We start from the raw sequence: 22,364 nt of genomic DNA, 5'->3' as shown, positions 1-22,364 counted from the left end.
TTCACTTCGACCCCAAAGGTGATTCTTCGATGTTCTCCCTGCCATGGCTCGAGCTCTCTCGCTTCAAACGGCACACGATCACCCGTCTGGCGATGATCGTCGTCGCCGTCATCCCCGCCATCTACGGTGGCCTCTACCTCGCCTCGAACTGGTCTCCGACCGACCACCTCGACAAGCTGCAGGCGGCAGTGGTGAACGAGGACACAGGGGCGAAGAAGCCGGACTCCGACGGCGAATCCCTGCACGCCGGCGATGAACTCGTCGACGAGATCACGCCCAAGGGCGAGGGCGGCTTCGACTGGGAGGAGACCTCACAGAAGGAGGCCGATGAGGGACTGGCCGAGGGCAAGTACTTCGCCGTCCTCGAGATCCCTTCGGACTTCTCCGAGCAGCTGGTGTCCACCGGTGGCGACGATCCGGAGCAGGCAGGGCTCCAGCTGCGCACCGACGACGCCCACAACTTCATCGTCGGCCAACTGGCCGGCACGGTGCTGACCGAGATCAAGTCGAGCCTGAACGAGACCACCACGGCCGAATACGTCTCGGAAGTCTATGTCGGGTTCAACGACATCCACTCCCAGACCGAGAAAGCCGCCGACGGAGCCTCGCAGCTCAACGACGGCTCCATCGAACTCCACGACGGCACCGGCGAACTCGTCGATGGCACGACCGAACTCGACAAGGGCGTCGGCACGCTGCAGAAGGGCATCGGCGACCTCGACGACGGAGCCGGCGAACTCGTCAAGGGAAGCGGCGACCTGAAGACGGGCGCGGACACCCTGGCGAAGTCCACCACCGAGGCGAAGAACGGTTCGAAGGACCTCGCCGACGGGGCCGGCCAGGTCGCCGACGGCACCTCGCAGCTGCGCGACGTCGCCGATGAGACCACCGGAAAGGCCGAGGATCTCAAACGGAAGGCCGACGACCTCGTCGACGGTGCCCGGCCCAAGCTCGAACGGGCCGAAGGCGACTTCGACGATGCCCGCACCACCGTGCGCGGGGACATGGACGATCGGATCAAGCAGCTCCAGGAGGACTACCCGGACGATCCGAACGTGCAGCGGCTGGCCGAGGACATGAACGGCCTCGGGGACGACCTCGACTCCGCACATGAGCGCGCCTCCGATGCCAAGGACGAGGCCAAGAAGCTCGAGGACCCCGTGACGAAGGCCGTCGACGGTGTCATGGCGAAGATCAAGGCCGCCGACAAGAAGATCGGTCAGCTCGACGACGGTGCGCAGCAGGTCTCGACGGGAGCCGATGACCTGCATTCCGGCCTGGTCAAGCTCGATGCCGGAGCGGGCAAGCTCGCCACCGGTGCCGGGGATCTCAATGACGGAGCCAAACAGCTCAAGGACGGCACCTCCCAGGCGAAGACGGGCGTCGGCGACCTCAAGGACGGCTCTTCGCAGCTCGTCGACGGGTCGAAGGAGCTCGACACCGGCGCCGGCAAGCTCGTCGACGGCTCCGGCGAGCTCTCCGACGGCCTCGAGGAGGGGCTCAAGCAGATTCCGACCTATGACAAGAACGACCGTGATCACCGCTCGGACGTCGTCGCCGTGCCGGTCGACGCCGATAAGGTCAAGGACAATGCGGTCGACGCCTATGGTGAGGGTCTGGCAGCCTTCTTCGTCTCCCTGGCGCTGTGGATCGGCGGAATGATCACCTACATGGTCATCAACGCCATCCCGTATCGCGCTCTGGCGTCATCGGCGAAGTCCACTCGTATCGCCTGGGCCGGCTATGTGCCCGGTCTCCTCTTCGGCATCGCCCAGGTGGCCGTGCTCTACCTCGTGCTCACATTCGCGCTCGACTTCTCGGCCGGTGCCTGGCTCTGGACCCTGCTGTTCTCCATCCTCGTCGCCGCGAGCTTCCACTCCGTGCACCAATTGTGCGTCGCGGCGCTCGGGGGAGTGGGCAGACTCATCGCGCTGGTGCTCCTGATGATCCAGATCGCCTCGGCCGGAGGGACCTATCCGGTCCAGACGGCACCGGGGATCTTCCAGATCATCTCACCGTTCCTGCCGATGACCCATGCGGTCAACGGACTGCGCACGCTCATCGCCGGCGGCGATATGTTCATCGCGGCGCAGTCGGCGGTGGTCCTGCTGCTGATGACGCTGATATGCCTGGCCGCTACCGTCGTCGTCTGCAGCCGCAAGCGCATGGTCACACTCACTCAGCTCCACCCGAGCCTGCAGCTGTAGGCGGCGGCCGCGCGTCCGCGGATGCGGGCCCGGGGCCTCGTCTCCTGCGGAGCTGTCTCCCGAGAGCTGGTCGCGTTCGGATACCGGATCGCCGATTTCGCATCCGAACGCGACCAGTTCTCGCTGTGTTCAGTGCCGCGACAGACGACGGCGGTGGTGGTGCGTGAGCCCGGGCGGACCTGCGGGCTGGACGAGCTGCCCTACCCCAGGGCCAGCCGGACGGCGAGGATGATGAGCACGATCGCGATGATCACATCGAGGACCTGCCACACCCGGGGCCGGGCCAGATAGCGGGAGAGCCCGCGGGCGCCGTAGCCGATGCCGAGGAACCAGGTGATCGAGCCGAGCATCGCGCCGATCGTGAACGGCCCGACGCCGCCGGGACCCTGCTGGTTGGCGAGGTTTCCGAGCATGACGACGGTGTCGAGGTAGACGCCGGGATTGAGGAACGTCAGGGCCAGCGTGGTCACGATCACCGACTTCAGGCTGCGCTGATGCGTGTCCGCCTCGAGCCCCGACGCCGTCTTGGCCGATCTCAGGCTGCTCCACGCGAACCACAGCAGATAGGCCACGCCCAGCCACCGCAGGACCTCGAGCGCCCACGGGGCGAGGAGGACGATCGCCCCGATCCCCACGGTTCCCGCGCCGATGAGCAGCACATCGGCGAGGATGCAGATCCCGACGACGACACCGAGGTGCTCGCGCCGGATCCCCTGCCGGAGGATGAGCGCGTTCTGGGGTCCGACGGCGATGATGAGCGACCAGCCCGTGAGCATTCCGGTGATGAGATGAGTGAGCACGGCTTCAAGAGTAGGGATCGCCGGGAGATAAGAAAAACAACAGAATATGCAATTGATGCACAATTGCTTCATGAACATCGACCATGTCAAAGCGCTTGCCGCCGCCGTGGACGAAGGCACCGTCGAAGGTGCGGCCTTCGTCCTCGGCGTCACCGCCTCGGCGGCCAGCCAGCGCATCCGCACCCTCGAGACCCGCCTCGGGCAGGTGCTCATCCGGCGTACGAATCCGATCACCGTCACCGAGGCTGGGCAGGCCATTCTGCGCTATGCACGGCAGGTCGAGCTCCTCGAATCCGAAGCGCTCGACCGGCTGCACGGCATCGATGCCGATGCGCTCGGCGCGGATGAGGCCAGCGGCCGACGGCGCGAGCCCACAGTGCTGCGGATCGGCGTCAACGCCGATTCGATGGCGACGTGGTTCCGCCCCCTCTTCGCCGAGGCGGCCGGCTGGGACGACGTCGTCGTCCGCATCGAAGTCGTCGATCAGGACAAGGCGCTGCCGCTGCTGGCCTCGGGGGAGGTGCTGGGCACGATCACATCGGCGGAGACAGGAGGATACGGGACGAAGGTCGATGAGCTCGGGACGATGCGCTATGTCGCCGTGGCAGAGCGGTCGCTGCTGGAAAGGCAGGCCGCAGAGGGTGATCCGGACCTGACGCAGCTGCCGATGGTGAATTTCGGACAGGACGACGACCTGCAGTTCGAGTTCCTCCGTCGCTGCGGCATCGCTGCGAGGCCGCCGATCTCGGTTGTGCCGGGTTCGGCGGAATTCGCGGCTGCAGTCGCCGCCGGCCTCGGCTGGGGGATGATTCCGGTGATGCAGCTCGAGGCGCTCGATGCCGACCTCGTGGAGATCGGTGAGGACCCGCACATCGACGTTCCGCTGTACTGGCATCATTGGACGCTCGCTTCGGACAAGCTCTCCCGCCTCACCGAGGCATTGCGGCGCGCGGCCGCTATCATGCGCTGAGCCGAGGCCTGGGAGTGCGGTGCGCTCAGGTGGTCGAAACAGGCTGATTCTGCCTGCTTGGGTGGTCCAAATGGGATGAATTTTTCGCAAGAGATCCTGCCCATTTAGCCCACCCAAGGTGTTTGGGTGCCGATTCGCCTGCCCAAGTGTCCACACTCCGGAAGATCAGGGGCTCAGAAGGTCAGAGGGCGAGGATCCTGGCGATCGTCCACTTGACCTGCTCGTGGCCGGCCTCGACTGTCATGGTCTCCGGTGTGATGATCGAGTGCAGCGCGATGCCGTCGATGGTGGTGAAGAGGGCCGTGGCCGCCGGCGCCGCCTCGGCGGGGTCGAGGTGCCCCTCCTCGGCGAGCAGATTCAGCCAGCGACGCAGGCTGTCATAGGTGACTCGGTGACCGTGCTCAAGGAGCCGGCGGGACACGGCCCGCTTCTCGTCTCCGAGAGCATGCAGGTGCATGGAGAACCAGGTTTCGAGCTGCACCTCCCGATGCTCATGGGTCGGCAGGAACTGGGCACAGCACTCATAGAGTCGGTCGGCCGGTTCGAGGGTCCTATCGGCGATGGAGAAGTCATTGATGATGGTGTCGATGGAGCGCAGCGCGACCGCCTCGTGGAGGTCGGCCTGGGAGGGGAAGTAGTGACGCAGCGTCGATGGGCCGACTCCTGCTTCCTTGGCCACGGCGCGCACGCTGAGGTTCGCCTGCCCGGGCTGCGCCCCCTCGGCCAGGCGAACTGCCGCGGCGATGATCTCATCTCGCTTCGACAACCGAGCTCCTCGCTTCATTGACTACGATGCTTCTGCTCAGTGTATAGTACGGTGTACCAGTACGGTGTGCTAGCGGCGTCGAGGCGGCGTGGCTGGAGCCGTGTGCTGACCCGCCCAGGGGACCCGAACGGAAGAAGAGAGAGCCCTCATGATCGACAGTCTGCAGGAATTCGCCGGAAACTTTCCCGACTGGCTGCAATGGGCGGGCGTTCTGCTCGTCTCCGCCATCCCGTTCGTCGAGTCGTATTTCGGCTCTGTCATCGGTGTTGCCATCGGCTTGCATCCCGTGGTAGCCATCCTCGTGGCCGTCATCGGCAATGTCGCCTCCATGCTCGTCTTCGTCTATGGTGCCGGTGCCATCCGCGACAAGGCGACGAAGAACAGGCAGACCGAGGAGAAGCCGAAGCGGCAGCGGCTCAAGCGCATGTTCGACAGGTTCGGCGTGCCGGGAGTCTCGCTGCTCGGCCAGACCTTTCTTCCCTCGCAGATCACGTCGTCGGCGATGGTCGGGTTCGGGGCTAACCGCAATGCCGTGGCCTTCTGGCAGGTCATCTCGATCATCCTCTGGGGCGCCCTCTTTGGCGTGCTCGCGACGTTGGGCATCGAACTCGCGCTGCGCTGAGATCCCGTCGTCGAGGCGACGCTGGAGGAGTGCGCCGACCGGATCGCGCGGTCTGCTGTATAGGCGAGTCCGCGACGCCCACGCGTGGTCAGGGTGGCCACCATTCAGAATGGTGAAGTCAAGCGATCCTGCCGTCCATTGGTTGTGGTGAGTGCTGAAACTTACGATGTCATTACCGCCTATCCGCGAACGGCAAAGAGGTGACGCAATGATGATCCACACCTTGGATGACCTCGCAGAGGCATTGGAGTCTATCGGACGTGTGGACCGGGTCAGTCAGACGCCCTTTGCTCTGCGGGCCGTTGATCCGGTGGCTCCCAGGTCGGTGATTGGTGAAGCAACGCAGGGACCTGGAGGGGCGGATTCATGATATTGCCCGTGGTCACCCGGAAGAGGTGTGGTCGCAGCCGGGCCTAATGCCTGAAGAGGCGGCTTGGCGGCTGCTGGTCGTGCACCTGGAGGAGGCCATCGACGGCCTCGATCAGAAGGGCTTAACGGTTGTGATCCTCAAGGACGGTATTTCGGTCAAGGGCGAGTAGTCCTTCCGAGGGGTGCGGTCGACGTCAGGAGGCTCGCGTCAGTGCCTCGGCCTAGACTGGCCCCATGACGGAAAGCGCCCCGACATCCCCGCCGGTCCCTGCCGCCCATGACGACTTCACCGCCGAGGCCCAACGGATCCTCACCGAGCTCACCGCGAATCCGGACGCGCAGTTCCGCGAGGGGCAACTCGAGTCGATCCGCGACCTCGTGCAGTTCAAGAAGCGCGTCCTCGTCGTCCAGCGCACAGGGTGGGGCAAGTCCGCGGTCTACTTCGTGGCCACGCGGATGCTGCGCTCGGCAGGCACCGGACCGAGCCTCATCATCTCCCCGCTGCTGGCGCTCATGCGCGACCAGATCGCAGCGGCGCAGCGTGCCGGAGTCCGCGCCGCCAGCCTCAACTCCTCGAACGTCACCGAATGGGACTCCGTGCTCGACGACCTCAGGGCCGGCAGCCTCGACGTCCTCCTCGTCTCCCCGGAGAGGCTGAACAACCCGCAGTTCCGTGATGAAGTGCTCCCGCAGCTGCTGTCCTTCCTCGGCCTCATCGTCGTCGACGAGGCCCACTGCATCTCAGACTGGGGGCACGACTTCCGTCCGGACTATCGACGCATCGGTCGCATCCTGGCCGAGCTGCCCATGAACACCCCGGTGCTGGCCACCACCGCCACGGCCAATTCGCGGGTGGTCGCCGATGTCGCCGAACAGCTCGGGGAACACACGACGGTCGTCCGCGGCGAACTCGCCCGCGACTCCCTGCGCCTCGGCGTCCTGTCCGGCCTCGACGCCAGCGCTCGCATCGCCTGGCTGGGCTCCCATCTCGCCGATTTCACCGGATCCGGGATCATCTACACACTCACCGTCAGCGCCGCCGAGGACATCACCCGGATGCTGCGCGACCAGGGTTACGAGGTTCGCGCCTATACCGGCCGGACCGATGCCGAAGAGCGTGCAGAACTCGAGCAGCAGCTCAAGGACAACCGCCTCAAGGCGCTCGTGGCCACCTCGGCGCTGGGGATGGGCTTCGACAAGCCCGACCTCGGATTCGTCATCCACATCGGCGCACCGTCCTCGGCCGTGGCCTACTACCAGCAGGTCGGCCGTGCCGGCCGCGCCACTGACTCGGCCGATGTGCTCCTGCTCCCCGGCCCCGAGGATGAGCAGATCTGGGAGTACTTCGCCACCGCCTCGATGCCGAACCAGAACGATGCGAACGCCGTGCTCGCCGCCCTGGCCGAGGCGGACGGCCCCCTATCCGTGGCCCGCCTGGAGACCCTGGTCGGAACCAAGCGCTCCCGGCTCAACCTGCTGCTCAAGACCCTCGAGGTCGAAGACGCCGTGTCCAAGGTGCGCGGCGGATACATCTCGACCGGTCAGGGATGGACATACGATCGGGAGCGCTACGAGAAGGTCGCGGCCGTGCGGGCCGACGAGGCGCAGGCCATGCTCGACTACGAGGCGACCGAGCAGTGCCGGATGGAGTTCCTCATCCGGCAGCTCGACGACCCCGATCCGCGCCCCTGCGGCCGCTGCGACAACTGTGCAGGCGCGTGGTTCTCAGCCGAGATCTCCGAGGAGCAGCGCCGGGCCGCGGCGGGGAACCTCCACAAGATCGGCCTGCCCATCGAACCGCGCAGCACCTGGCCGAGCGGACTGGCCAATATCGGCGTGCCGCTCAAGGGGCGCATTCCGGCCGAAGAGCTCGCCGAGGAGGGGCGTGCGATCGCACGCCTGAGCGACCTCGGACAGGGGCAGACACTGCGGTCCTTCCTCGCCCCCGACGCTCCCGATGCCGAGGTTCCGGCACAGATCGGCAAGTGGTGCCTCGAGGTGCTCGGGCAATGGAATTGGGACACCCGCCCCGAGGCGGTCGTGTCGATCCCGAGCGCCCGTCGACCCGTGACCGTGCGGTCCCTGGCTGCGAACCTCGCATCGGCCGGTCGTCTCGTCGACGGCGGTGAGCTGCTGCAGGTCGGTGATCACGGCACCCCGGACGTCAACAGCGCCTTCCGCGTCAAGGACCTCTTCGAAGCCTTCGTCGTACCGCCCGAGGTCGAGGAGGCGGTATCCGGCAAGTCGGTGCTGCTGGTCGATGACGAGGTGGTGTCGCGGTGGACGATGACGATCTGCGCGCGCCTGCTGCGCCGGGCAGGAGCAGCTTCGGTGCTGCCGTTCGCACTGGCTCTTCGAGCTTGACGCACACGGCGGACTCAGCGGGCCAGGCGCAGGTCCCTGGCCAACCTCGGGGTTGACCGGCGCCCGACCTGCCGGGTCCAGGTCGACCAGGGGTAGGACAGGCGGACGTGGAAGTAGTTGATGTACTCGACGACGGCGAACAGCCAGACGAAGACGATGAGCACACTGCTCAGGCTCGACCCGGGCCAGGCGGCGACGATGCCGATTCCGCAGCCGAAGAGCACGATCGGATCGAGCACGCGCAGCCCCCGGGAGAGGCGGTCGGCACCGCGCGGAATCGTCTCCGGCAGGTGGTGCCGGGCGAGCAGCCAGTAAGTCCCGGCCTGGACGAGGACGAAGATCAGCGGTGACAGTGCGAACCACAAGGCGGCTTCGGCGCCGTCGGCGGCCACGAATGCGAGGTTCGACGGCACAACGGCGAAGACGGCCGCGGCGACGAACTCCCCGAGCCCGAGGCTGATCAGGCGTCGCCGCAGCGGTCGGAAGCGGTCGGCGACAGCTTCGGCGTCCGTCACGGGTCCTGCTGCAGCTGGAACGTGGCCCCTTCCGGATCGGTGACCGTGACGATGCGTCCATACGGGGAGTCTTCCGGACCGGCGAGCACCTTGCCGCCGAGCTCTGTAACCTTCGACGCCGCGGCATCGGCGTCTTCGACGTTGAAGTAGGTGCGCCAGAACGACACCTGCGCCCACTCTCGGGCATCGCAGATTCCGGCCACGGCATCGTCGCCGGCGCCGTGCGTGGAGTAGGGGAAATCTCCCATCGGGGTGATCTCGAAGGAGAACACGTGGCCGTAGAACTCGTTCGCGGCCGAGTAGTTCACGGTCATGAGCTCGAACCAGACGGGCGTGCCCGGCGTCAGAGGTGTGTCGAAGCCGGAGAACTCTCCGGGCTGCCACATGCCCACACCGGCACCGGCGGGATCGGTGATGACGGCCATCTGTCCCAGCGGCCCCACGGCCATGGGCTCGGCGACGGGGGCGGCACCGGCTTCGAGCGCCTTCGCATAGACGTCGGAGATGTCCTCAGTGTGGAGATAGGTCGTCCACGTCGCTGGGATCATCGGATTCGGGGTGCCGTCCATGTTGAGCGCGCGCATGGCACCGCCGATGGTCACTCCGTCCTTCGTGATCATGTTGTAGTGGCCGAAGTCGGACCCCTGGTCGTTGAACTCCCATCCGAAGATCTGCGAATAGAAGTTCGTGGTCGACTCGAACTCATGGCATGTGTAGTCGATCCAGACGGGCTGGCCCTCGCGGGGGTCGGCAGGCATTGCGGCTCCTCTTCATTGTGGTTGTCTCGGCCTGGGTTTCATCGGCGCCGGCGTCCGGTTCCCTGGTGGTTCGCCTAGTGCCAGTTCCGGGTGAAGTCTGCGAAGCAGTCCTGCAACGCCGCCTGGAGCAGGGGCCCGAAGGTCACACGCTTGACGCCGAGATCGGCGACCTGGGACAGGTCGAGCTCATCGGGGATCGCACCCTTGATCGGGTGCGCGGTGACATTGAGCGGCAGCGTGACCTCGGACAGGATGGTCGTGAGGGTTTCGGTGTCGGGGATCGCGACGGGGTACAGCGAGTCCGCACCGGCCTCGGTGCACAGCTTGAGACGGCGGATCGCCTCGGCGACGGGATCGTCGAACTGTTCGGCATTTTTGAACACATCGGTGCGGGCGTTGATGACGACGTGTACGCGCTGGGCCTCGGCGGCCTGCCGCAGGCTCCAGATGTACTCCGCATGCTCCTCGGCGCTGCGCATGCTTCCGCGACTGTGGACGGTGTCCTCGATGTTCACCCCCACTGCTCCGGCCTCGAGGAGACCGGCGATGAGATCGGGGGCGGGGGTGTCGTACCCGGATTCGAGGTCCGCGGTGATCGGCACATTCACCGAGGCGGTCACTCGCGAGATTCCGGCCAGTGCCGTCTCGAGGGACATCGCCTCACCGTCGGCGGACCCGAGGGAGTCCGCCAATGGATGGGAGCCGATGCTCAGGGCGTTGAAGCCCACCTTCACCATCGCTCGAGCCGACCAGGCATCCCAGACCGTCGGCAGGACGAGCGGTCCGTCCTGGTGGTGTCCTTCGAGCAGGGTGAAAGCACGTTCGGCGAGCACGCTGTAGTCGGTCATGGTGACTACTGTTCCACCCCGCGCGTGCGACACGCCAGGGATCGGCCTGGTTCACCCGAAGGTCTCAGGGTGGCACGTTGGTACCATGATCGTCATCCGAGGTCGTCGCACGGAAGGGGCGAGGTGACCGGTTCGGGCACCATTCGCGTTTCGCCCAAACCTGAGCGGGTCTGGGCACTGCTCGCCGTGCTCGCCGCCCTGCTCGCCGTCCTCATCGAGATTCCCGCGGCACTGGCTTCCGAAGGCACCTATTCGTTCGTGCAGCAGTCGATCAGCCACCTCGGAATGACAGGATGCGGGGAGTGGGGTGACTCCGAGCCTCTGATCGAGGTGTGTTCGCCGGCCCACCCCCTCGTCAACGGCGTCTTCATCCTCGCGGGTTCGATGCTCGCGGTGATCGCGTTCGTCTGGCACGACTGGATCGCTCCGACAGCCTGGGGCAGGTGCGGGTCCTTCCTGCTCGCCGCCGGTGGGATGCTTCTGGCCGGAACGGGAATGGTCCCGGCCGACGTGGACCCCACCATGCACGCGGTGCTGGGTTTCGGAGGCGTCGTGGTCGAGAACCTCGGCCTGCTCACGGTCGGCATCGCGATGACCAGATGGTCGAAGGAGCGCTGGATCGGGCCCGTCGAGCTGGGCGGACTGTCGATCGGTCTGGCGGCGCTCGGATTCGCCGGAACCCTGCTCATGGCCGCTCCGGAGGACTGGGGGCTGCCGGTCGGAATCATCGAGCGGGTCGCCGCCTATCCGTTCCTCGCCTGGTTCGTCCTCGCCGGATGGATGCAGCTGCGTGATGCCTCGAGGCGGCATCGCGACCTGGACGGTCGACGGCGCTAGTCCACGAGGACACGGGGAACGGCCTGATGGAATGCCCTCAGGGAACGACGTTTCACGACCCGAAACAGAGTCCTCAGAGCCGCGGGGTCCGCGGAGGCGCCTCGCGTCGGTCCCCGGTGGCCTCGAAGGCCGCGGCGATCTCGATCAGCGCAGTGTCGTCCCAGCCGCGTCCGGCGATCGTCAGCCCGACCGGGATCCCCGTATCGGCCATCGTGCCCATCGGCACCGTCACCGACGGGATGCCGAGGTGCCGGGGGACGAGATTGCCGTTGGCGACCCAGGTGCCGTTGCGCCAGCCGAGGTCCGCCGAGGCCTCGTTGACATCCATATCGGCCGGACCGACATCGGCCATGGCCGGGAAGACCACCGCATCGAGCCCGAGCTCATCCATCCACTTCTCGAGATCGAGCCGACGGGTCTCCTCGAGTCCGCGCACGCCCGTTTCGAGCTCGGGGATCTCGGTGAGCGACGAATAGCCGTTGGTGCGCACCTGCTCGGGGTAGGTGGCGATGTCGTCATCGAAGCCGGTGTACCGGTCGGGCAGTGCGCCCTGAGGATGCGGGAAGATCTGCTGTCCGTCGACCTGGGCGAGCGAGCTGAGCTTCGGGTCCCCGTTCGCGGCGAGGAAATCGTCCCAGGCCCAGGAGGAGAGGTCGTTGATCTCGCGATCGAGGTAATCGGAGCTGACGAGTCCGCGGGTGCGGATCGTCGGCGCTCCGGGACGATCGCCCTCGTAGTTGCTCACGACCGGGAAGTCGGTCTCGACCACCTCGGCGCCGGCGGCCTCGAGGTCACGACGAGCGGCCTCCCACAACTCCATCACCGAGGCGCGGGTGTCGATCCGCTGACCCGTCGGTCCGCCGATCCCTCCGTGGGGATTCGTCCCGGCCTCGGGGTCGGCGTTGATGTACATCCGCGGCACACCGAGGCGCTTGCCGGCCAGAGCCGAGGCCGCGGCCCGGGCATCGGTCGGCAGCAGAGCAGCATAGGAATCCGGGCGCACGGCGCTCGCCGCCGGGATCTCGACCCAGGGCTGGACGCGCCAGAAGTCGCCGCGGGTCTCGGCGTCGTCGGCGACGATGACATCGAGGACCTCGCACAGGTCCGCCATCGTGCGGGTATGGGGGACGACCACGTCCATGGTCGGCACGAGGGGCCAGTTCCCGCGCACGCTGATCACTCCGCGTGACGGGGTGTAGGCGATGAGCGCATTGTGCGAGGCCGGGGCTCGCCCGGACGACCAGGTCTCCTCGCCGAGGCCGAAGGCCGCGAAGCTCGCCGTCGTCGCCGTGCCCGACCCGTTCGATGACCCCGAGGCGAAGGCGCTGGTCAGCCACTCCGCGTTGTACGGGCTCTCGGCGCGACCGTAGAGACCGCGCTGCATCCCTCCGTTGGCCATCGGGGGCATGTTCGTCAGCCCCAGGCAGATGGCACCGCCGGCACGCAGCCGCTCGATCGTGAACGCGTCCTTCTGCGCCACGAGATCGGCGAATGCCGGGGAGCCCGAGGCGACGGTCAGGCCGGCGACCATGTAGCTGTCCTTCGCGGTGTACGGGATCCCGTCGAGGGGACCCAGCGTCCGGCCCGCGGCGCGTCGCTCGTCCGAGGCGGCCGCCTCGGCGAGTGCCTGCGGATTCTCCACGATCACGGAGTTCAGCTTCGTCTGCGTGTCCGGGCCGTCGAAGGCGCTGATCCGATCCTGATAGGCCTCGACGAGCTCCACCGAGGTGGTGCTTCCGTCTTCGAGGGCGGTGCGCAGCTGGGCGATCGAGGCCTCGACTGCATCGAACTTCGTCATGCTCATCCTCCGTGCACTCGGCGGTGCGTGCGCGTTGCGATTGTCTGCTCTGCCCAGGGTAGCGCCGACAGGGGGTCGGCCGGGCTGCGGAATCCGTCGCCCCGGCCCCGGAGCAGGTTTCTACTGGTTGTAGAATGAAGGCGGAGACAGTCTCCGAGCAGTTCCCCACTGAGGCAGTCGCGAGGAAGTGATGGCATGCCGCGAAGAGTGAACGATTTTCGAGGGTTGGCCGAGGTCAGCCGGGTCAAGCTCCTCGGTGCTGTGCAGAAGCGGCCGGGAAGCCGGCTGAAAGAGCTCGCCGACGAGGTCGGCCTCCACGTCAACACCGCCAGGGACCATCTGCGGATCCTCATCGAGGAGGGCTTCGTCTGTCTCGAGCCCGCCGCGACCGGCACGCGCGGGCGCCCTCCGATGGTCTATCGGCCCGTGGACGATCCCGAGGCGAATGAGGCCGCTCGTGAGCGCATCGATCGTGCCCGGGAGCACCGGCAGGTGCTGCGGAGGCTGGCCAACGGCGATGGCACGCAGCCGGCGGCACTCGATGAACTGGGCGATGACGCCGGGGCACAGTTCGATGTGCTCTATGAGCACCTCGATGATTCGGGGATGGAGCCGATGGTCGACGAGGAGGAGATGCGCATCTCCCTGGCCCCGTGTCCGCACTATCGGATGGTCGGCGACGAGCGCGAGATCGCCTGTGCGATCCACGCGAATCTCGTCCGCAGCCTCCTCGGCCAGGTGCCCGGCCCGCTCGAGCTCGATCGTCTGCTGCCGTTCACCTCGGCGGACACCTGCCAGATCCTGCTGCGCGATGCCGATTACCCGGGTGCCGCGATCCCGCAGGAACCGGAAGCCGGATCGGGCGCCGCGTCCGAACAGGGCTCCGAGCCCAGGCAGGGCCCTGAGGCGGGTTCGGACCCGGACGACGGCTCTCAGTAGTCGATGCGCTCCCAGCCGCGGCGCTCCGGCTGGGTCTGCCGGTCCTTCGAGCGGTAGATGATGTACGGCCGTGTGATGTAGCCCAGCGGCGCGGCGAAGACGTGGACGAGTCGGGTGAAGGGCCACAGTGCGAAGATGAGGATCGCGGCCATGACATGGATCTGGAAGCCCAGCGGCGCCTGCGCCATGAGCGCGATGTCGGGCTGGAACATCCAGAACTGGCGGAACCACACGGACACGCCCTCACGGTAGTCGTAGTCGCTGAGAGCCGAGTCGAAGATCGTCGAGTACACACCGGCGAGGATGACGATCGCGAGCATGAGGTACATGAGCTTGTCGAGTCGGGTCGTCGCCCCGAAGACGCGGTTGTTCGTCCGCCTGCGGTAGATGAGCAGGGCGAGCCCGCCGACCGTTGCGGCCGCGGCGCCCAGGCCCACTGTGATCGCCATGAAGTGGTACATGTGGTCGGTGATGCCCACGGCAGAGGTCCAGGACTTCGGAATCCCGAGCCCGATGACATGGCCCAGGAAGACGAAGATGATGCCGTAGTGGAACAGCGGCGAACCGATCCGCAGCAGCTTCGATTCGTAGATCTGGGTCGACCTCGTCGTCCATCCGAAGCGGTCGCGGCGGAAGCGCCAGACATGGCCGAGGACGAACACGGCCAGCGCCATATAGGGGATGATCACCCACAGGAACGTGTCCAGCACTGTCGGTGAGTTCATGATCGCTCTCCTGTCACATCGGTCAGCGGAATGAAGGTGTGCTGCCCGCCGCTCCCACAGCCGCCAGGGGCCTGTGCCGAGCCGGGCGACATCGCAGCGCCCGGTGCCGCCGCCATCGCCGCGGTCATCTCGGCCGCGCTCGGTGGAGCGTCACCGTAGCCGCCCAGTCCGTCGAGGCCGACGGTCTCGGTGGCCGGGCCCTCGGCGGCCAATCGTTCGACGGCATGGATATCGTCGCCGTCGAGGGCGGGCAGGGTGGCGCAGACGGCGCGGATCGTGCCCGCCCAGGGGGAGTCGATCTCGGTCAGGTGCAGGCGCAGCAGCTCGATCCCGGCCCGGTTGGACAGCAGGATCCGCACTCCTGCGTCGAGATCGTGGCCGGCGGCGAATTCGAGGACGTAGGTGAGATGGTCCGGCAGCTGCGTTTCGTCCATGTCCAGACCCGCCGACCGGTAGATGTCCTTGATCTGCAGCAGCGCCTGCCCGCGCTTGCGCGTGTCCCCATTGGAGAAATAGGTGAGGAACAGGCAGCCGCGCCGCCGGGTGTCGAAGGTTTCGACATAGTCGGCACGCAGTTCGATGGGATCGGCAGCGCCGAGGTGGCCGATCGTCGCGTCCAGATCCTCACGCAGGTTCTTCGGTACGTCCGCCCGATCGAGGACCGCCGAGATCTGCGGCAGCCTCCGCAGCGCCTCCTCATCGGGATAGTCGATGAGCCAGGAGGCGGCTGCATAGACGGCGCGCAGAGCCTGGCGGCTCACCCCCGGCGCGGTCTGCCCGCCGGACTCGGCATGCACGGCGGCGCGTTTCGTCCACTTGGACAGGAACTTCAGCGGTCGGTACATCTCAGGCTCCGGCCGGTCCGTCGATGGTCGGGAACAGTCCGGTGGGACGCCCCTTCCCGTCCCAGTTGAGCAGGTTGAGCCGACCGCGCAGATGCGAGCGTTCTCCCTCGTCCTCCGCGCTGCGTTCGGCCAGCGGGTCCGACATCCCGGAGGTGCCCGCGAATCCTCTGGAGGCGATGTCGGGCATCTCGCTCATCCCGGGCCCGCCCTCGGCGTTGAGCGGGCAGTCGGAGCCGATGCCCTCGAGGCTGTGCGCCTGTTCCGAGTGCCCGGCGGGGATGACGTAGCGTTCGTCGTACTTCGCGATCGCCAGCAGCCGGTACATGTCCTCCATCTCCTCGGGCTCCATGCCCACCGAGTGCGGGATGCGCTGATCCGGTTCGACGCCCATGTTGATGTCGCGCATGAACGCCCGCATGGCCGCCATGCGCCGGAGCACATCGGCCACGACATCGGTGTCCCCGGCGGTGAAGAGGTTCGCGAGGTACTCGATGGGGATGCGCAGCTCGTCGATCGCGGCGAAGAGGTTCACCGCGTTCTCCGCGTCGTAGCCGGTGTCCTTGACCACGTCGACGACCGGCGACAGCGGCGGGATGTACCAGACCATCGGCATCGTCCGGTACTCCGGATGCAGCGGCAGCGCGAGGTCGTAGTCCTTGATGAGCTTGTACACCGGGGAGCGCTGAGCCGCCATGATCCAGTCGTGGGGGATGCCCGCCTGTTCGGCGGCGTTCATGACATCGGGATCGTGCGGGTCGAGGATGAGATCCTTCTGGGCTGCGAAGAGGTCCTTCTCATCGGGCACCGAGGCCGCCTCGGTGACACGATCGGCATCGTAGAAGACCAGCCCGATGTAGCGCAGGCGGCCGACGCAGGTCTCCGCGCACACGGTGGGTTCGCCGTTCTCGATCCGCGGGTAGCAGAACGTGCATTTCTCGGCTTTGCCGGTGCGGTGGTTGAAGTAGATCTTCTTGTACGGGCAGCCGGAGATGCACATCCGCCAGCCGCGGCAGGAGTCCTGGTCGACGAGGACGATGCCGTCCTCCTCGCGCTTGTAGATCGCGCCCGAGGGGCACGAGGCGACGCAGGAGGGGTTGAGGCAGTGCTCGCAGATGCGGGGCAGGTAGAACATGAAGGTCTCTTCGAACTCGAGCTTGACCTTGTCCCCGATCGATTTGAGCATCGGATCGAGATCGCCCTTGGCATAGGTGCCGCCCAGGTCGTCGTCCCAGTTGCCCGACCACTTGATGTCCATGCGCTCGCCGGTGAGCAGGGACTTCGGCGGTGCCGTGGGGATGTGCTTCTGTTCGGGTGCCGAGAGCAGATTGTCGTATTCGTAGCTCCAGGGCTCGTAGTAGTCCTCGATGCCCGGCAGCTTCGGGTTCGAGAAGATGGACGCGAGCTTCTTGAGCTTGCCGCCGGCCTTGAGCTTGAGCCGGCCGTTCTTGCTCAGCGCCCAGCCGCCCTGCCACTTCTCCTGATCCTCGTAACCGCGCGGGTAACCCTGACCGGGTCGGGTCTCGACATTGTTGAACCACACGTATTCGGTGCCCTTGCGGTTCGTCCACGCCTGTTTGCACGTGACCGAGCACGTGTGGCAGCCGATGCATTTGTCGAGGTTCATCACCATCGCCATCTGCGCCATGATTCTCATCAGTATGCCTCCTGTTCCCGAGTCGGTGTCCGCTGCTGGTCGTCGGTGGGTGCCATCGCTGTTCAGTACTCCACGTTCTGGTTGGTGCGACGCCGGATCACGGTCACCTCGTCGCGCTGGTTGCCTGTCGGGCCGTAGTAGTTGAATGCGAAGGACAGCTGCCCGTACCCGCCCACGAGGTGGGTCGGCTTGATCATGATCCGGGTCAGGGAGTTGTGGATGCCTCCGCGCTGTCCGGTCGTCTCCGTGAGCGGAACGTTGACCGTGCGCTCCTGCGCGTGGTGCATGAACGCCGTGCCCTGCGGCATCCGGTGGGACACGACCGCACGGGCGGCGACGACGCCGTTGCGGTTGATCGCCTCGATCCAGTCGTTGTCGGCGATGCCGACGGCCTCGGCGTCCTCGACGCTCATCCAGATCGTCTGCCCGCCCCGACCGAGGCTCATCATGAAGAAGTTCTCCTGGTACATCGAGTGGATCGCCCATTTGTTGTGCGGGGTGAGGTAGCGCACGGCGATCGAGGTGCCGTCCGACTCGCCGATCTGCGGTTCACCGAACAGAGCGTTCATGTCCAGGGGCGGTCGGAACGTCGGCAGGGCGTCGCCCATCTCGAGGAACCAGTCGTGATCGATGTAGAACTGGTAGCGCCCGGTCAGCGTATGCCAGGGCTTGAGCCTTTCGACGTTGATGGTGAACGGCGAGTAGCGGCGGCCGCCGGATTCGGAGCCCGACCACTCCGGGGAGGTGATGACGGGCACGGGAGCCGCCTTCGCATCCTCGAAGGAGACCTGTTTGCCCTCATGCTCGGCGGCCAGATCGGCCAGCCTCTGCCCGGTGCGCCGCTCGAGGGTGGTGAACCCTTCAGTGGCCATGAGCCCGTTGGTCGTCCCGGACAGGCCGAGGATGTAGTCCGCGGCGCGCCGGTCGGAGTCAAGGCGCGGCTGCCCCTTGCCGGCGCCCTTGGTCGCGACTCCGTTGAGTCGGCGCAGCCGTTCGACGTGGTGGTCGACGTTGTAGCGGATGCCGCGGGCGTTCATGCCCTGCGACTCCAGCAGCGGGCCGATCGTCGTGTACTGGTCGTGGATGGCCGTGTAGTCGCGTTCGACCTCGACGAGCTTCGGCATCGTCTTGCCGGGGACGGGCTCGCATTCGCCGAACTTCCAGTCCTTGACCCGGCCGTGGGGGGTGTTCAGCGCATCCGGGCTGTCGTGCTGCAGCGGTTGAGCCACGATGTCTTTGCGCGTGCCCAGGTGGGTGCGGGCGAGCTCGGAGAACTTCTCCGCGATCGTCGCCCAGGTCTCCCAATCGTTGCGGGACTGCCAGGGTGTGGAGATCGCGGGATTGAAGGTGTTGACGAAGGGGTGCATGTCCGTCGTCGACAGGTCGTGCTTCTCGTACCAGGTCGCCGCGGGCAGGATGACATCCGAGTGCAGCGTCGTCGTCGTCATCCGGAAGTCGAGCGTGAGCAGCAGGTCGATCTTGCCCTCGGGTGCCTCATCCCGCCAGGCGACGTCGCGCGGACGCAGGTTCTCGGGCGTCTCCTCGGCACTGACCGAGTTGTCGACGCCGAGGAGGTGCTTGAGGAAGTACTGATCGCCCTTCGCCGAGGAGCCGAGCGTGTTCGCCCGCCACATCGACCAGATCCGCGGGTAGTTGTTCTCCGCGTCCGGATCCTCGGCCGCGAAGCGCAGACGTCCGCTCTTGAGCTCGTCGACGACGTGGTCGGCGCTCGACTTGCCGGCCCGTGCGGCCTCCTCGGTGAGTTCGAGCGGGTTGGCGTCGAAGGTCGGATAGTACGGCTGCCAGCCCAACCGCGTGGCCTGGGCGACGGCGTCGGCGGTCGACATGCCGTCGAACTTGCCCTGCCCGGCCCGCGCGGAGAGCATGTCGGCCCCGAACTGGTCGTAGCGCCATTGGTCCGAGTGCATGTACCAGTACGTCGTCTGCGTCATCTGCCGCGGAGGCCGGACCCAGTCGAGCGCGTTGGCCAGGTGGAGCCAGCCGGTGAAGGGGCGGATCTTCTCCTGCCCGACGTAGTGGGCCCAGCCGCCGCCGTTGACGCCCTGCGTGCCGCACAGGGTGGTCAGGGTGAGGAAGGTCCGGTAGGTCTGATCGGAGTGGAACCAGTGGTTCGTGCCGGCACCCATGATGATCATCGACCGCCCGTGCGAATCGCGGGCATTGGCGGCGAACTCGCGGGCGATGCGCGCCGCCGCCTGCCAGGGGACTCCGGTGATGGCTTCCTGCCAGGCGGGCGTGTGAGGACTGGTGGCGTCCTCGTAGTCTGCCGGCCACTGGCCCGGCAGCCCCTCGCGGGGCACCCCGTACTCGGCCAGGAGCAGATCGAAGACCGTCGTCACGAGCCGGTCGCCGAGGCGGCGGACGGGGACTCCGCGCACGACCTCGTCGATCTGGCCCTGCGTGGCGGTGTCGAAGCGCGGCAGCCGGATCTCGGCGGTCTCACCGGAACCGATGGTTCCGCCCTCATCCGTGGTCGCCTCGGCGATCGACAGCGCCGGGTCGATGTCCTCGAGGTCGAGGTTCCACTTGCCCTCGCCATCGGCTGCGAAGCGATGGCCCAGGGTGCCGTTGGGGATCGCGGGACCGCCCGTGCGGCGGTCCCAGACGGCGGGCTTGAAGTCCGCGTCCTCGGTGTCCGCCTCGGCGGTGGCGCTGCTGCCGAGCTCTGCTGCGGTGACGAAGCGTCCGGGTGAGTGGATGCCGTCCTCACCGGGTTCGAGCTCGACGATGAACGGCAGGTCCGTGTACTTGCGGACATAGCCATCGAAGTACTCGGTCTTCGCATCGACGAAGAACTCCTTGAGGATGACGTGGCCCATCGCCATCGCCAGGGCGCCGTCCGTGCCGGTGGCTGGTGCCAGCCACTCGTCGGCGAACTTCACGTTCTCCGCGTAGTCCGGAGCGATCGAGATGACCTTCTGCCCGTGGTAGCGGGCCTCGGCCATCCAATGTGCGTCGGGGGTCCGGGTCATCGGGACGTTCGAGCCCCACATCATCAGGTACGAGGAGTTCCACCAGTCCCCGGATTCGGGCACGTCGGTCTGATCGCCGAAGACCTGAGGGGATGCCGGGGGCAGATCGGCGTACCAGTCGTAGAAGGAGAGCATCGAGCCGCCGATGAGCTGATGGAAGCGGGCACCGGAGGAGAAGGAGACCGGGCTCATGGCGGGAATGGGGGAGAAGCCGGTGGTGCGGTCGGGTCCGAGGTATTTCACGGTGTACACATAGGCGGCGGCGACGATCTCGACGGCCTCGGCCCAGGTGGCGCGCACGAGTCCGCCCTTGCCGCGCACGGACTTGTAGCGGCGGGCTTTGACCGGGTCCTCGACGATGGACTTCCAGGCCAGCACCGGGTCGTGTCCGTTGGCGGCTTTGGCCTCGCGGAACAGGCGCAGCAGGGCGCCGCGGACATAGGGGTAGCGGACGCGGGTGGGGGAGTAGGTGTACCAGGAGAAGGAAGCGCCGCGAGGACAGCCGCGCGGTTCGTATTCAGGCATATCGGGACCCGCGCTGGGATAGTCCGTGGCCTGGGACTCCCAGGTGATCAGCCCGTCCTTGACATAGACGTGCCACGAGCACGAACCGGTGCAGTTGACGCCGTGGGTGGAACGGACGACCTTGTCGTGCGACCAGCGGTTGCGGTAGAAGGAATCGCCCTGGCGGCCGCCTTTGAGATGCAGCTCGCGCTTGTCCTCGCTCATCGTGGCCCGGGGAGTGAAGAACTTCCGGCTGCCGATGAGGGCGTCCATCAGCGAGTTGTCGGTGCCCGGACGGTCGGTCCTCGGCACCGAGGACTCCGCGGGCGTGTGCTGGTCCCTGCCCTGCGCCATGTTCTCGGTGGTCATGACCGTGTCTCCTTGTCGTCGTCGCTGATACGTGGCTTCGTGGGGCCGCTGTCGGCCGCGGCATGTTCGGCGCTCGAGCCGGTGCCGGGCGCGGAGGCAGCGGCGGTGCCGCCGGCGGTCGCGGCTTCGGCCGGCGGCGTCGCCGGCGGGTTCGTGCCGATCCAGAGTGTGATGAGGAGGGCGATCACCGTGAAGCCGGCGAGCAGCAGCAGCCCGAGGGAGTAGTCGTGGGTCGCCGACCACATCGCTCCCAGCAGGAGCGGCGGGACGAATCCGCCCAGTCCGCCGGCGGCGCCGACGAAGCCGGTGATCGAGCCGACCCGGGAGGGGTCCGAGCGCTGGGCGATGAGAGCGAAGGTCGCGCCGGAAGCCAGCCCGAATCCCGCCGACATGGCGATGAACTCGGAGGTGTAGACGATGAACTCCAAGGGATGGAAGGACAGTGCGATGGCGCAGATGGCGATGAGCGAATAGGCCACGCCGAGTGTCTTCACCGCGCCGAGGCGGTCGGAGAGGACGCCGCCCAACGGACGGGCGACGACGGCGACGATGACGAAGCCGGCCATGCGCAGGGATGCGTCGGCGGGTTCGAGGTCGTAGTCGTTGTTGAGGAAGGTCGGCAGGTAGACGGAGAACGCGACATAGCCGCCGAAGGCGAGAGCGTAGAGGTAGGCGGCCTGCCAGGTCAGCTTCACCGACAGGGTCTGCCCCAGGGTGGCGATGAGGCTCTGGCGCACGGGCTGCCAGTCGGGCGGATTGCGCATCATCGTGAAGGCCAGCACCGCGTAGACGATGAGCACGACGGCGGCGACCACGAAGGGAAGCTGCGGCCAGATGTTGTGCAGGGGAACCGTGGTGAAGGCCGCGATCGCAGTGCCGCCCATGCCCATGCCGTAGACGCCGATGGCCGAACCGCGGGATTCCTTGGGGAACCAGCGGTTGACGTAGGGGACGCCGACGGCGAAGCTCGTGCCGGCGACGCCGAGGAAGAATCCGCCGACGATGAGCGTGGCGTAGTTGTACTGGCCGACGAAGCCGACGAAGAGCACCGGGATGACCGTGATGAGGGCGATGAACGACATCATGAAACGGCCGCCGAGGCGGTCTGTCAGCGCTCCGACGACGATCCGTCCCAGCGAACCGACGAGCACGGGCACGGCCACGAGCAGCGCCGAGTCATCGGTGAGCTTCTCCTCGACGAAGTGCGGACCCAGCGGGCTGATGAGCGACCAGGCCCAAAACGTCACGGTGAAGCCGAGGGTCGCGAAGACCAGTGCTCGGGTCCGCTGGGCGTTCGTGGCCGAAGCGGGTGATCCGCCGGTCGCTGGTTGCTGCCTCTCAGGCTGTGACATCTTCTGCCCTCCTCGACGAATGTGCCGACTGCTTCCGATCACAGCAGAGTTGAGGGGAAAGTGGAACAGTTTCCACCGTGTTTAATCCCGAGGGCGCACAGGAGGCGTCCCTGCGGGGGTCGCAGCCGG

At 66.7% G+C, this 22,364-nt stretch carries 18 protein-coding genes; 7 read left to right on the top strand and 11 right to left on the bottom strand.

The window, feature by feature from the left end:
* The first annotated feature begins 29 nt into the window (after nt 1-29).
* Nucleotides 30-2,207, top strand: coding sequence for a YhgE/Pip domain-containing protein (locus IIE29_RS04920; RefSeq protein ID WP_209324029.1), 2,178 nt, complete (start codon nt 30-32; stop codon nt 2,205-2,207).
* 200 nt (nt 2,208-2,407) lie between these two features.
* On the opposite strand, the gene IIE29_RS04915 is transcribed toward IIE29_RS04920, so the two are convergent.
* Nucleotides 2,408-3,007, bottom strand: coding sequence for a LysE/ArgO family amino acid transporter (locus IIE29_RS04915; RefSeq protein WP_343071793.1), 600 nt, complete (start codon nt 3,005-3,007; stop codon nt 2,408-2,410).
* 70 nt (nt 3,008-3,077) lie between these two features.
* On the opposite strand from IIE29_RS04915, the gene IIE29_RS04910 reads away from it, so the two are divergent.
* Complete coding sequence (locus IIE29_RS04910; protein ID WP_246475685.1) at nt 3,078-3,977, top strand: ArgP/LysG family DNA-binding transcriptional regulator; 900 nt, start codon at nt 3,078-3,080, stop codon at nt 3,975-3,977.
* A 181-nt stretch (nt 3,978-4,158) separates the two neighbouring features.
* Here the strand turns inward: IIE29_RS04910 and IIE29_RS04905 are convergent, their stop codons facing one another.
* Nucleotides 4,159-4,743, bottom strand: coding sequence for a TetR/AcrR family transcriptional regulator (locus IIE29_RS04905; protein ID WP_209324027.1), 585 nt, complete (start codon nt 4,741-4,743; stop codon nt 4,159-4,161).
* Between the two features lie 148 nt (nt 4,744-4,891).
* Here IIE29_RS04905 and IIE29_RS04900 point away from each other — a divergent pair, with 148 nt between their 5' ends.
* The 3 genes from IIE29_RS04900 to IIE29_RS04890 all read left to right on the top strand — a co-directional run bounded on the left by IIE29_RS04900 (nt 4,892) and on the right by IIE29_RS04890 (nt 8,098).
* Nucleotides 4,892-5,365, top strand: a complete 474-nt coding sequence (locus IIE29_RS04900) for a hypothetical protein (protein WP_209324026.1) — start codon at nt 4,892-4,894, stop codon at nt 5,363-5,365.
* Nucleotides 5,366-5,694: 329 nt separating this feature from the next.
* Nucleotides 5,695-5,904 (top strand): hypothetical protein, encoded by a 210-nt coding sequence (locus IIE29_RS04895; protein ID WP_209324025.1) that lies wholly within the window; start codon nt 5,695-5,697, stop codon nt 5,902-5,904.
* A gap of 64 nt (nt 5,905-5,968) precedes the next feature.
* A complete protein-coding gene (locus IIE29_RS04890) occupies nt 5,969-8,098 on the top strand; it encodes a RecQ family ATP-dependent DNA helicase (protein WP_209324024.1) in 2,130 nt (709 codons plus the stop codon).
* Nucleotides 8,099-8,112: 14 nt separating this feature from the next.
* Here the strand turns inward: IIE29_RS04890 and IIE29_RS04885 are convergent, their stop codons facing one another.
* From IIE29_RS04885 to IIE29_RS04875, 3 genes are all read right to left on the bottom strand, one after another.
* On the bottom strand, nt 8,113-8,613 hold the full coding sequence (locus tag IIE29_RS04885) for a hypothetical protein (RefSeq protein ID WP_209324023.1): 501 nt from the start codon (nt 8,611-8,613) through the stop codon (nt 8,113-8,115).
* Nucleotides 8,610-9,371 (bottom strand): VOC family protein, encoded by a 762-nt coding sequence (locus IIE29_RS04880; RefSeq protein ID WP_209324022.1) that lies wholly within the window; start codon nt 9,369-9,371, stop codon nt 8,610-8,612. Before IIE29_RS04880 ends, IIE29_RS04885 begins: the two co-directional genes overlap by 4 nt.
* Nucleotides 9,372-9,445: 74 nt before the next feature.
* Complete coding sequence (locus tag IIE29_RS04875) at nt 9,446-10,219, bottom strand: isocitrate lyase/PEP mutase family protein (RefSeq protein ID WP_209324021.1); 774 nt, start codon at nt 10,217-10,219, stop codon at nt 9,446-9,448.
* 123 nt (nt 10,220-10,342) lie between these two features.
* Here IIE29_RS04875 and IIE29_RS04870 point away from each other — a divergent pair, with 123 nt between their 5' ends.
* Nucleotides 10,343-11,056, top strand: a complete 714-nt coding sequence (locus tag IIE29_RS04870; protein ID WP_209324020.1) for a DUF998 domain-containing protein — start codon at nt 10,343-10,345, stop codon at nt 11,054-11,056.
* A gap of 73 nt (nt 11,057-11,129) precedes the next feature.
* Here IIE29_RS04870 and IIE29_RS04865 read toward each other — a convergent pair whose 3' ends face one another.
* Nucleotides 11,130-12,854: an amidase gene (locus IIE29_RS04865; RefSeq protein WP_209324019.1), complete on the bottom strand. Its 1,725-nt coding sequence runs from the start codon at nt 12,852-12,854 to the stop codon at nt 11,130-11,132.
* 207 nt (nt 12,855-13,061) lie between these two features.
* Here IIE29_RS04865 and IIE29_RS04860 point away from each other — a divergent pair, with 207 nt between their 5' ends.
* Nucleotides 13,062-13,793 carry a winged helix-turn-helix transcriptional regulator gene (locus IIE29_RS04860; protein WP_209324018.1) on the top strand — a complete coding sequence of 244 codons (732 nt, stop codon included), beginning with the start codon at nt 13,062-13,064 and terminating at the stop codon, nt 13,791-13,793.
* Here the strand turns inward: IIE29_RS04860 and narI are convergent.
* The 5 genes from narI to IIE29_RS04835 all read right to left on the bottom strand — a co-directional run bounded on the left by narI (nt 13,787) and on the right by IIE29_RS04835 (nt 22,235).
* Entirely contained in the window at nt 13,787-14,518 is a 732-nt protein-coding gene (gene narI / locus IIE29_RS04855; RefSeq protein ID WP_209324017.1) for a respiratory nitrate reductase subunit gamma, read from the bottom strand. The genes IIE29_RS04860 and narI overlap by 7 nt on opposite strands.
* Complete coding sequence (gene narJ / locus IIE29_RS04850) at nt 14,515-15,363, bottom strand: nitrate reductase molybdenum cofactor assembly chaperone (protein WP_209324016.1); 849 nt, start codon at nt 15,361-15,363, stop codon at nt 14,515-14,517. Before narJ ends, narI begins: the two co-directional genes overlap by 4 nt.
* Before the next feature lies 1 nt (nt 15,364).
* Entirely contained in the window at nt 15,365-17,017 is a 1,653-nt protein-coding gene (gene narH, locus IIE29_RS04845; protein ID WP_209324015.1) for a nitrate reductase subunit beta, read from the bottom strand.
* Nucleotides 17,018-17,079: 62 nt separating this feature from the next.
* On the bottom strand, nt 17,080-20,883 hold the full coding sequence (locus IIE29_RS04840; protein WP_425491434.1) for a nitrate reductase subunit alpha: 3,804 nt from the start codon (nt 20,881-20,883) through the stop codon (nt 17,080-17,082).
* A complete protein-coding gene (locus IIE29_RS04835; RefSeq protein ID WP_209324014.1) occupies nt 20,880-22,235 on the bottom strand; it encodes an MFS transporter in 1,356 nt (451 codons plus the stop codon). The genes IIE29_RS04840 and IIE29_RS04835 overlap by 4 nt, the downstream gene beginning before the upstream one ends.
* Nucleotides 22,236-22,364: the final 129 nt, after the last annotated feature.

The sequence above is a fragment of the Brevibacterium renqingii genome (assembly GCF_017808095.1).
Taxonomy (GTDB): Bacteria; Actinomycetota; Actinomycetes; order Actinomycetales; family Brevibacteriaceae; genus Brevibacterium; species Brevibacterium renqingii.
Note: the sequence above shows the minus strand (reverse complement) of the source record. Positions and strands in the feature narration are given on the sequence as shown.

Bases quoted from the DNA above. Each gene is read 5' to 3' on its own strand.
- IIE29_RS04840 (WP_425491434.1), bottom strand. From the start codon at position 20,883: ATGACCACCGAGAACATGGCGCAGGGCAGGGACCAGCACACGCCCGCG.
- IIE29_RS04890 (WP_209324024.1), top strand. From the start codon at position 5,969: ATGACGGAAAGCGCCCCGACATCCCCGCCGGTCCCTGCCGCCCATGAC.
- IIE29_RS04865 (WP_209324019.1), bottom strand. From the start codon at position 12,854: ATGACGAAGTTCGATGCAGTCGAGGCCTCGATCGCCCAGCTGCGCACC.
- narI (WP_209324017.1), bottom strand. From the start codon at position 14,518: ATGAACTCACCGACAGTGCTGGACACGTTCCTGTGGGTGATCATCCCC.
- narJ (WP_209324016.1), bottom strand. From the start codon at position 15,363: ATGTACCGACCGCTGAAGTTCCTGTCCAAGTGGACGAAACGCGCCGCC.
- IIE29_RS04900 (WP_209324026.1), top strand. From the start codon at position 4,892: ATGATCGACAGTCTGCAGGAATTCGCCGGAAACTTTCCCGACTGGCTG.
- IIE29_RS04910 (WP_246475685.1), top strand. From the start codon at position 3,078: ATGAACATCGACCATGTCAAAGCGCTTGCCGCCGCCGTGGACGAAGGC.
- narH (WP_209324015.1), bottom strand. From the start codon at position 17,017: ATGAGAATCATGGCGCAGATGGCGATGGTGATGAACCTCGACAAATGC.
- IIE29_RS04880 (WP_209324022.1), bottom strand. From the start codon at position 9,371: ATGCCTGCCGACCCCCGCGAGGGCCAGCCCGTCTGGATCGACTACACA.
- IIE29_RS04875 (WP_209324021.1), bottom strand. From the start codon at position 10,219: ATGACCGACTACAGCGTGCTCGCCGAACGTGCTTTCACCCTGCTCGAA.
- IIE29_RS04920 (WP_209324029.1), top strand. From the start codon at position 30: ATGTTCTCCCTGCCATGGCTCGAGCTCTCTCGCTTCAAACGGCACACG.
- IIE29_RS04835 (WP_209324014.1), bottom strand. From the start codon at position 22,235: ATGTCACAGCCTGAGAGGCAGCAACCAGCGACCGGCGGATCACCCGCT.